We start from the raw sequence: 9876 nt of genomic DNA on the forward strand, positions 1-9876 counted from the left end.
AACCGATTCCGCGCCGTTCCGAGGACGGACACCCCCCGGCGCGGCCCCGACCCACAACCGAACGGACCGCGCTACGCGCACCCCCACCCACAACCACAGGCCGCCGCAGGCATCCCCGCACCCGTAAAATCGACTCACTGTGTCTGACACCCGCAACGCCCCCGAATTCCCCCAGCCGCCCCTCGCCCCCACCGCCCCCACCGCCCCGGGCATCGGCGCCTCGCTCCGGCACACCCGTGCCAAGGGCGAGCCCCGCTTCCCCGACGGGCCGAAGGCCGACCCCGCCGGGTCGCACTTCGAGCGGCGGATCCGGAGCTTCCAGCCCCGGCGGAGCCGGGTGACCGCCGGGCAGGCGGACGCCCTGCAGCGGCTGTGGCCCAAGTGGGGACTGGACATCGACGGGCAGCGCGTCATCGACCTCGCCGAGCTGTTCGCCGACGACAACCCCGTCGTGCTGGAGATCGGCTTCGGCATGGGCGAGGCCACCGCCCAGATGGCCGCCGCCGACCCGGACACCAACATCCTCGCGGTCGACGTGCACACCCCCGGCCAGGGCAACCTCCTCGGCCTCGCCGACCGGAACGGCCTGTCCAACATCCGGGTGGGCAACGGCGACGCGATCATCCTCCTGCGCGAGATGCTCGCCCCCGACTCCCTCGACGGCCTGCGCGTCTACTTCCCCGACCCCTGGCCCAAGAAGCGGCACCACAAGCGCCGGCTGATCCAGCCGGAGTTCCTCACCCTGGCCGCGTCCCGCCTCAGGCCGGGAGCCGTGGTGCACTGCGCGACCGACTGGGAGCCGTACGCCGAGCAGATGCTCGACGTCCTCACCGCGCACCCCGACTTCGAGAACACCGTGCCCGACGGCGGTTTCGCCCCGCGTCCCGCCCACCGCCCGCTGACCCGTTTCGAGGGCCAGGGACTGGACAAGGGACATGTGGTGAACGACTTGCTCTTCCGCCGCGTACCGCACGACGTGCAGCACCGCGAACCGCACAAGGAGCAGCCCCCCACCGGTTAGGGTCCATGCCGTGGCCACCTGTCCCCCGCACCCGACGTACCCGCCGCGTCCGCACTGGTGGCAGCGCACCTGGGTGCGTTACGGCGCGCTGATCACCCTGCTCGCGCTCTCCGGCCTGGTCATCCTGGCCCTGGTGCGCGAACAGACCGGCACCGAAGGGTTCCTGGTGGGGCTCGGGCTGGCGGTGCTGCCCGTGCCCCTGCTCATAGCCGCCTTCCGCTGGCTGGACCGCGTGGAGCCCGGCCCCTGGCGGAACCTGCTGTTCGCCTTCGCGTGGGGCGCCTGCGCGGCGGCGCTGATAGCGATCGTCGCCAACAGTTTCGCCACGCAGTGGATAGCGACGGCGACGGCGGACCCGACCAGCGCCGACACCCTCGGCGCCACGGTCATAGCGCCGATCGTCGAGGAGTCCGCGAAGGCCGCCGCCGTCCTCCTGGTCTTCCTCTTCCGCCGACGCGACTTCACCGGCATCGTCGACGGCGTGGTCGTGGCCGGCGTCACCGCCACCGGCTTCGCGTTCACCGAGAACATCCTCTACCTGGGCACCGCCTTCGGCACCGACCAGCTCACCGGCGACCGCGGCATCGCCTCCGTCACCGCGGCGACCTTCTTCGTCCGCATCGTGATGTCGCCGTTCGCCCACCCTCTGTTCACCGTGCTCACCGGCATCGGTTTCGGCATCGCCGCCCTGTCCGCCGACCGGCAGCGGCTCCGGCGCGTGCTCCTGCCCCTGGCCGGCCTGCTGCTCGCCATGGGCATGCACGCGCTGTGGAACGGCTCCTCCGCGCTCGGTGAGTACGGCTTCTTCGCCGTGTACGCGGCGTTCATGGTGCCCGCGTTCGGCCTGCTGACCTGGCTGGTGATCTGGACCCGGCAGCGCGAGCTGTGGACCGTACGGGCGGAGCTGCCCGCCTACGCCGTCGCCGGCTGGCTCGGCCCGGCCGAGCCGTTCGCGCTCGGCTCGATGCGGGCCCGGCGCATCGCCCGGCAGTACGCCCGCCACCACGCCGGGAAACCGGCCGCGCGGGCGGTGGCGGAGTACGAGGCGTACGCGACCTCGCTGGCCTTCCTGCGGCAGCGGGGCCGACGCGGCCGGGCGGGCGCCGACTACGTCGTACGGGAGCGGGAACTGCTGGACGAGCTGTGGCGCAGGCGCGACGTGGCGCGCCCGGCCCTGGCCCAGGCGGCCCGAGCGACGGCGCCGCCCGTGCCCGTACGCCCCATGCCCTGGCCGGGCTACGGCGCCCACGGCTACGGTTACGGCCACCCGGCCCCGACGCCGTACCCCGCACACAACCCGTACAGGTACTGAACGGGACCCCGGCACCAGGCCGACGCCCCTCCCAGCATGAGCCCCCGCTCTTAGGCCGACGCCTCCGTCAGCCGCCCGGTCTCCTCCTCCGTCAAGGTCAGCCCGGCCACGCCGAGCAGGGCCGGCAGCTGCTCCACCGTCCGCGCGGACGCGATCGGCGCCGCCACCGTCGGCTGTGCCGCGAGCCAGGCCAGGGCGACGGTGGCGACGGCCACGTCGTGGGCCTGGGCGATCTCGTCCAGGGCCGCGAGCACCCGCCGCCCGCGCTCCGTCTCCAGGTGCTTGGCGGCACCGCCCGCCCGCGCGCTGTCGACGGTCGCGCCGGGCCGGTACTTGCCGGTGAGGAAGCCGGACGCGAGGGAGTAGTACGGGACGGCGGCCAGGCCGGCCTGTTCGGCGAGGTCGCGCAGCTCGCCCTCGTACGTGTCGCGCGAGACCAGGTTGTAGTGCGGCTGGAGCGCCACGTACCGGGCGAGGCCCTCGCGCTCCGAGAACGCCAGGGACCTGGCGAGCCGCTCGGCGGAGATGTTGGAGGCGGCGATGTGCCGCACCTTGCCCGCCCGGACCAGTTCGTCGAGCGCGCCGATGATCTCCTCCACCGGCACCTCGGGCTTGTCGAAGTGGGTGTAGTAGAGGTCGATGTGGTCGGTTCCCAGGCGGCGCAGCGAGGCGTCGGCCGCGGCCTTGATGTTCGCGGCGGACAGGCCGGGATACTCCGGGTGCTGGCTGACCTTGGTGGCGATCACGACGTCGTCGCGGTTGCCGCGCGCGGCGATCCACTTGCCGATGAGTGTCTCGGACTCCCCGCCGCTGTTGCCGTCGACCCACGCGGAGTAGGAGTCGGCGGTGTCGACGAAGTTGCCGCCGGCGGCGGTGTAGGCGTCGAGGACGGCGAAGGACTGTTGCTCGTCGGCGGTCCAGCCGAAGACGTTGCCGCCGAGGGCGAGCGGGAAGACCTCGAGGTCGGATGAGCCCAGCTTGCGAAGAGAAGTCATGTTCTTCGTCAACGACCACACCGGCACCGGCCATTCCGGTACGGGAACGCGGGTCCCACCGGGGCATGCCGAGAACCGGCAGCCCTGACGTCGGGGGGTTGCCGTCAGGACCGCCGGGGATCTGAAGAGGCGGAGGTCAGAGGGTGAGGCCCTTGCTCTGCAGCCACGCCATCGGGTCGATGCCGGAGCTGGACCCCTCGGGGTGGACCTCCATGTGGAGGTGGGCGCCGGTGACGTTGCCGGTGGCGCCGACGCGGCCGATGACGTCACCGGTGGTGACCTTCTGGCCGACGCTGACGTTGATGGAGGACTGGTGGGCGTACCAGATCTCGGTGCCGTCCTCGAGGGTGAGCACGGTCTTGTACCCGTAGGACCCGTCCCAGCCGGCCGAGGTGATCGTGCCGCTGTGCACCGCCTTGAGCAGCGTGCCCGTGGGCGCGGCGAAGTCGAGGCCGGTGTGGTGGCCGGAGGACCAGTAGGCGCCGGCCTGCCCGAAGGTGGAGGAGATGGTGTACGAGGAGGTCGGCAGCGTGTACTGCTTGGCCAGCTGGGCGAGGCGCTCGGCCTCGGCCTTCTTCCTGGCCTCCTCCTCCGCCTTCTTCTTGGCGGCGGCGGCCTTGGCCTCGGCCTCCTTCTCGGCCTTGGCGGCGGCTTCCGCGGCCTGCTTCTCGGCGGCGGCCGCGGCCTCGGCGGCGGCCTTGGTGTCCACCTGGTCCTGCTGCTGCTCGGCCTGGGCCATGATCCGCGCCCGCAGCGCCTCACCGGCGTCGGCGGTGCCCTGCGCGGTGTCGGTGGTGGTCACGCCGATGCCGCTGAGCGGGGTGGCGGAGCCCTCCGGCTCCGGCTCCTCCTCGTCGGAGATGAGCGAGCCGACGTTCGGCAGGTCCGGCATGGAGATCGACACCGGCGGCTTGCCGGTCTGCGCGCTGGCCATGCCGCCCGCTCCGACCGCCGCTATGACGCCGACGCCGAGGACGGTGGAGCTGCGGGCCAGTCCGCCGCGCTGCTTGGCGACGCGGTGCCGGCCGCGTACGGGGCGAATGGAGTCCGCGGTGGGGTTCCACTCCTCCCAGGGGCCCTCTTCGGTGCGGTAGTCGTCGTAGCCGAAGGTTTCGGTGTCGTGCCGGTTCGGCGCGAACGGGGCCTCGGGGGCAGGCCGGTTGGACGCCACGTGGGCGTACTCCTTTCCTTCCTTCTCCGCCTACCGGGTTAGCTGACGGGTTCGGAGCAGGAAGGTCTCCTACGCGCGTATACCAGCCGTGTTTCCACGGTGGCATACGCCCGATTCACCCCAAGGTGGTGGTTCCCCGGTTCCCTTACGGGATTCGGCGCGTGCGCACGGAGCCGCCTTCTGTGACGGCTGGGACGACCGCGCTGCGTTATCGAACGTTAATAGACGCGGGGTGCGGATTCCAAGCCGTTCCGCTTGATCATTAACGATTCCGCCCCGGACGTACACCTCACGACCGGTGAAAACCGGGCGAGTTGACCGCCCCTCAGGACACTTTTCCGCCTCTCTTCTTTCTGACGGTGTATCAGTTGTTATGCAGAGGGCGGTCGCCCGGTCACCCATCGTGATGAGGGAGCGGCGCCGGTGGTCAAGGCCGGCGTACGGCGAGCAGCGCCAGGTCGTCGGCCATGCCGCCCCCGGAGTGCCGGCGTACGTCATCGGCGAGGGTGTCCAGGAGTTCGGCGGGATGCCGGAAGACGCGGCCCGCGAGCCGCGTCCGGGGATCGTAGAACGTGCCGCGGGCGTCGCGGGCCTCGGTCAGGCCGTCGGTGTACAGCAGCAGCGTGGCCCCGCCGGGGAAGCGGACCTCCTCCGCCCGGTCGGGCCAGACGCCCAGTTCGCCCATGCCGAGCGGCAACGCGGCCTCCCGGGCGGGCAGGGGGCAGAGGGTGCCGTCGGCGTACAGCAGGAGGGGCGGCGGATGGCCCCGGTTGACGATGCGGACGACTCCGTCGCCGTGCGGGAGTTCGGCGAGGACGGCGGTCGTGAACCCCTCGAAGGCGTCCAGCCCCTCGCGCCGGGTGCCCTCGCGCGCCAGTGCCCGCTCCAGCCGTTGTGCGACCGCCTCCAGCGTCGCCTCCTGCTCGGCGGCCTCCCGGAAGGCCCCGATCACGACGGCGACGGCCGCCACCGCGCCCATGCCCTTGCCGCGCACGTCCCCGACGATGATCCGGACGCCGCGCGGGCTGTCCTGCACCGCGTACAGGTCGCCGCCGATGAAGGCGTCGGCCTGCGCGGCCTCGTAGCGGGCGGCGATCTCGAAGCCGGCGATCCGCTCGGCGGGTTCGGGCAGGACGGCGCGCTGGGCGGCCTCGGCGATCCCGCGGGCGCTGGCGAGGCGCTCGTCGCCGCGGCGCACGAAGCCGTTGACGAGGACGGCGAGAGCCGCGACCGTCGCGATGGTGACCAGCTCCGTCAGCGAGTCGATGTAGTGGATGACGCCCTTGGTGAACTGGAGCACGATGACGACGGCGACCACGGTGACGGCGGTGAGCACGGTGCCGCGCCGCGAGTAGATCGGGGCGGCGACCAGGGGCGCGGCCGTGTAGAGGGGGCCGGCGGTGAAGTACCGGGGGGTGAGGCAGTCGTAGAGGACGGCGACGACGATCAGCAGGACGGGGAGCAGGCGTACGAAGGTCCGCGAGTAGGACGGGCGCGGCCGCTCCTCCTCGCCGGGCGGCACGGGTACCGGGGCGTCGCCGAGGCCGGGGTCGGGCACGGGGTCGCCGGGCAGGCGGCCGCCGGCCCGGGCGTACGGCCCCTCGTCGTCCACGTCACCCGGCCGCACCACTCGTCTCCCGCCACCACGCGCGTCCACGCCACTTGCCGTCCCGTCCGTCCAGGTTTCCCGCAGCGGGGACGGGGGGCGAGCGGTGAGGGCCGTCCGGGTGAGCCAAGGAGACCCGGGGTGACGTGGTGGGGGCGCAAACACACCGACGGCCGGAACCCTCATGGTTTCCGGCCGTCGGCCTTCAGTAGCGGGGACAGGATTTGAACCTGCGACCTCTGGGTTATGAGCCCAGCGAGCTACCGAGCTGCTCCACCCCGCGTCGTTGTGTAAACCAGTGTACGCCATCCCGGGGACGGAACGTACACGCGTTTCCGACCCCCCGGATTGTCACCAATGGTAACGCTATGCCCCCAGCAGATGCCCGTTCGGAGCCTTGGCCCGCTCCTCGTACTCCGGCAGTACGACGACGGCGGCGCCCCCGGCGGCGAGGACCCCGCTGCCGTCGGCCCCCGGCACGAACGTGTCGGGCTCCCGCCAGGCCGTGACCACGCGCCGTACCCCGGCGTCGAGGATCAGCCGGGCGCAGGGCGCGGGCCGGGAGGCGCGGCGGGCACACGGCTCCAGGCTGCTGTACACCGTGGCCGTCGCGAGCCTCGGGTCGGCGGGGTCGGCCTTGGCCAGGGCGGCCTCCTCGGCGTGCGCCACCGGGTCCCCGCCCTCCCGCGAGTACCCCCGCGCCAGCTCCGTGCCGTCGGCGGCCACCACGACCGCCCCCACGCTGAACGCCGTCCGCGACGGCGGGCACAGCTCCGCCAGCTCGCAGGCGAGCGCCAGCCAGTGCCGGTCGGCCGCACAGACGTCGCTTCCGGCGCCGGGGGCCGTCGGCAGGTAGCGCATGAGGACGACGTCCTCGATGCGCCGGGTCTCCACCAGCCGCAGACGTCCGCGCTGGTAGGCCCCGGGGCCGAACAGCCGGGGCGCCTTCGGGTCCCCGACGAGCACCGGAGCGAGGACGAGCTGCAGTTCGTCGGCGAGCCCCTGTTGCAGCAGCTGGGTGTGGACGGTCCCGCCGCCCTCGACCATGAGCCGCCGCACCCCGCGCTCGTCGTGCAGGTACTCCAGCGCCGTGTGCCAGTCGAGAACCGCGCCGAGCGGGACGACGTCGGCCGCGAGGCCGAGCGCGCGGGCCCGCCGGGCGCCCTCGTCCGTGGTCAGGACCACCTTGTCGCCGCCGGTGTGCCAGAACACGGCCGCCGGGTCCAGCTCGCCGGACCCGCTGACGGTGACCTTCAGCGGGAACTCCGGCCGCCCGTCGGCGACCCGGGCGGCCCGCCGCTCGGCCGAGTTGACCAGCAGCCGTGGATTGTCGGCCCGGATCGTGCCGGCCCCGACCAGGATCGCGTCCACGGACGCACGCACCTCGTCGACCCGGTCGAAGTCGGCGGGACCCGACAGCAGCAGCCGCTCGGGTCCGGTGTCGTCCAGATAGCCGTCGAGGGAGACGGCGGCGGAGAGCAGGACGTAGGGGAGGGGCATCGGCGCACTCCGGTGACGTGGACGGGCAGGCTGTGGGGGCGGGGAGACGCGACGGACCCCAGCGGACCCCGGTGGGGCGGTGAACACCGCCGCCGCCCCTGAAACGTCAGGACCCCCGTGGACGGACGTCCACGGGGGTCCGACCCCGAGGGGTCCGGTAGGCCCTGTGGGACTCGAACCCACAACCAATGGATTAAAAGTCCACTGCTCTGCCAATTGAGCTAAGGGCCCAGGCGTTGTCGCTCGGCGATGTTGCTCGCTGTTGCCACCCCGAGCATAGCCGGACGCGGCCGTGTCGCCGATCGGGTATCGGATACACGGCCGCGCCGGGCCGGGCCGTCGGAGGGCGGGGGCTAGGGATCGACCGGCTCGGGGGCGTTCGCGTGGGCCGCGGTGCGGGCCCTGGTGCGTTCGTGGTCGGGGTTGAGGAACCAGTGGCGGGCCGAGGCCAGCCACCAGGTCGCGGCGAAGCCCAGGACGACCAGGACGGCGACGGGGGCGTAGTTGAAGGTCTCCCAGGTGACCGGGGAGACCTGGGGCAGCATGAACAGGACCGTGATGACGCCGACCCACGTCACCGCCACCACGCCCACCGCCTGGGACCAGCGGCCCAGGTGCCACGGCCCCCTTTCGAAGGCCGCGCCCTTGCGCACCCGCAGCAGGGTCGGGATGACGTAGGCGATGTAGAGGCCGATGACGGCGATGGACGTGACCGCGGCGTACGCCGTCACATTGATCAGGTACGGCAGCCCGAGGACGAGGGCGGCCAGCGCGGCCAGCCAGACGGCCGCGACCGGCGTGCGGGTGCGCGGGCTGACCGTGTGCCAGACGTGGGAGAAGGGCAGCGCCCCGTCGCGGGAGAAGGCGTAGATCATGCGGCTGTTGGCCGTCACCGACGCCATCCCGCAGAACAGCTGCGCCCCGATGACGACGAGCAGGAGCAGCTTGCCGGCCGTCGCGCCCAGCGCGTCGAGCAGGATCTGGGCGGGCGGCGCGCCGGTCGGGGACGTGAGGGCGCCCTCGTAGGACTGGATGGCGAAGGTGAAGCCCAGGAGCAGGACGAAGCCGGCGATCCAGGAGGTCCAGATGGAGCGGACGATGCCTTTGGGGCCGGCCGTGGACGCGTCCCGGGTCTCCTCCGTCATGTGGGCGGAGGCGTCGTAGCCGGTGAAGGTGTACTGGGCCATCAGCAGGCCGATCAGGACGACGTACGCGCCGCTGCCCCAGCCCGTGTTGTTGACGAACTCGCCGAAGACGAAGGACGCCGACTGGTGGTGGTCGGGGGCGAAGGTCAGCGCGCCGACGATGACCGCGACGCCGAGGACGTGCCACCACACGCTGACGCTGTTCAGCAGGCCGACGATCCGCACGCCGAAGGTGTTCAGCAGGCCGTGCAGGATCAGGATGCCGGCGAAGAGCATGATCGTGCGGCCCTCGGTCACCTCGAACCCGAACTGCAGGTTCAGGTAGGCGCCCAGGAAGGAAGCGGCCCCGAAGTCGATGCCCGCGGTCACCGCCACCTGGCCGAGCACGTTGAACCAGCCCGTGAACCAGGCCCAGGCCGCGGCCGTACGGGGCGGTGCCAGCCGGTGCGCCCAGAAGTACAGGCCCGCGGACGTGGGGTACGCCGAGCAGATCTCGGCCATCGACAGGCCGACGAAGAGGGTCATCAGGCCGACGGCGACCCAGCCCCAGGTGATCACGGCGGGGCCGCCGGTGTTCATGCCGAACAGGTACAGGGTCAGGCAGCCCGACAGCACCGAGATGATGGTGAAGGAGACCGCGTAGTTGGAGAACGCCGACATGCGGCGGGCCAGAACCTGGGTGTAGCCGAGCTGGGCCAGCCGTTCCTCGTCCGAGAGGCCGCTCGCCTTGGCGTCATCTGTCATGCCCCCAGCAATTCCCTCGCCGGGGACGTGACATGCGTCACTCGATGGCTGAAAAGGACACCGCCGTAAAACGCCGTGGCCCCCACCCGTCAGGGCAGGGGCCACGGCGTTCAGTGCCGGTCGCCGGCGTCAGCCGTTGCGCTTCCAGCGCGGCTTGTCGTCACGGCGGCCGAAGGACGAACCACGGTGGTCGTCACGGCGGCCGTACGGGCGGTCGTGACCGCCGGCGCGGAAGCCGGGGCGGTCGTCGCGGCGGTCGCGGTTGAACGGACGGTCGCTGCCGCGGTGGCCGCCGCGGTCGTCGCGGCGGAAGCCGCCACGGTCGCCGTCACGGCGGTCGAAGGAACGGCCGCCACGGTCGTCACGACGCTCACCGCGGTCA

At 72.3% G+C, this 9876-nt stretch carries 7 protein-coding genes, 2 tRNA genes, 1 pseudogene and 1 riboswitch; of the genes and pseudogenes, 2 read left to right on the forward strand and 8 right to left on the reverse strand.

What is annotated here, in order from left to right:
- Positions 1 to 211: 211 nt before the first annotated feature.
- Together trmB and H0H10_RS12860 are read left to right on the forward strand one after the other, a co-directional pair.
- Positions 212 to 1021 carry a tRNA (guanosine(46)-N7)-methyltransferase TrmB gene (trmB, locus tag H0H10_RS12855; protein ID WP_188181065.1) on the forward strand — a complete coding sequence of 270 codons (810 nt, stop codon included), beginning with the start codon at positions 212 to 214 and terminating at the stop codon, positions 1019 to 1021.
- Positions 1022 to 1031: 10 nt separating this feature from the next.
- Positions 1032 to 2333, forward strand: a complete 1302-nt coding sequence (locus H0H10_RS12860; protein WP_188181059.1) for a PrsW family intramembrane metalloprotease — start codon at positions 1032 to 1034, stop codon at positions 2331 to 2333.
- A gap of 50 nt (positions 2334 to 2383) precedes the next feature.
- On the opposite strand, the gene H0H10_RS12865 is transcribed toward H0H10_RS12860, so the two are convergent.
- The 8 genes and pseudogenes from H0H10_RS12865 to H0H10_RS12900 form a co-directional block, all read right to left on the reverse strand.
- Entirely contained in the window at positions 2384 to 3328 is a 945-nt protein-coding gene (locus H0H10_RS12865; RefSeq protein ID WP_188181060.1) for an aldo/keto reductase, read from the reverse strand.
- 136 nt (positions 3329 to 3464) lie between these two features.
- The gene (locus H0H10_RS12870; protein WP_188181061.1) at positions 3465 to 4499 is read right to left on the reverse strand and encodes a M23 family metallopeptidase; all 1035 of its coding nucleotides are present in this window, start codon (positions 4497 to 4499) and stop codon (positions 3465 to 3467) included.
- Between the two features lie 12 nt (positions 4500 to 4511).
- A riboswitch (cyclic di-AMP (ydaO/yuaA leader) is annotated at positions 4512 to 4669 on the reverse strand.
- A 257-nt stretch (positions 4670 to 4926) separates the two neighbouring features.
- A complete protein-coding gene (locus H0H10_RS12875) occupies positions 4927 to 6111 on the reverse strand; it encodes a PP2C family protein-serine/threonine phosphatase (RefSeq protein ID WP_188181062.1) in 1185 nt (394 codons plus the stop codon).
- 203 nt (positions 6112 to 6314) lie between these two features.
- Positions 6315 to 6388: transfer RNA gene (locus H0H10_RS12880), tRNA-Met, on the reverse strand.
- Between the two features lie 83 nt (positions 6389 to 6471).
- The gene (locus H0H10_RS12885) at positions 6472 to 7605 is read right to left on the reverse strand and encodes a dihydrofolate reductase family protein (protein ID WP_188181063.1); all 1134 of its coding nucleotides are present in this window, start codon (positions 7603 to 7605) and stop codon (positions 6472 to 6474) included.
- A gap of 158 nt (positions 7606 to 7763) precedes the next feature.
- Positions 7764 to 7836 (reverse strand) — tRNA-Lys (locus tag H0H10_RS12890).
- Positions 7837 to 7958: 122 nt separating this feature from the next.
- On the reverse strand, positions 7959 to 9494 hold the full coding sequence (locus H0H10_RS12895; RefSeq protein WP_188181064.1) for an amino acid permease: 1536 nt from the start codon (positions 9492 to 9494) through the stop codon (positions 7959 to 7961).
- A gap of 129 nt (positions 9495 to 9623) precedes the next feature.
- Positions 9624 to 9876: pseudogene (locus tag H0H10_RS12900) on the reverse strand (DEAD/DEAH box helicase); the annotation flags it as partial.

Source organism: Streptomyces griseicoloratus (genome assembly GCF_014534645.1).
Classification (GTDB): Bacteria; Actinomycetota; Actinomycetes; order Streptomycetales; family Streptomycetaceae; genus Streptomyces; species Streptomyces griseicoloratus.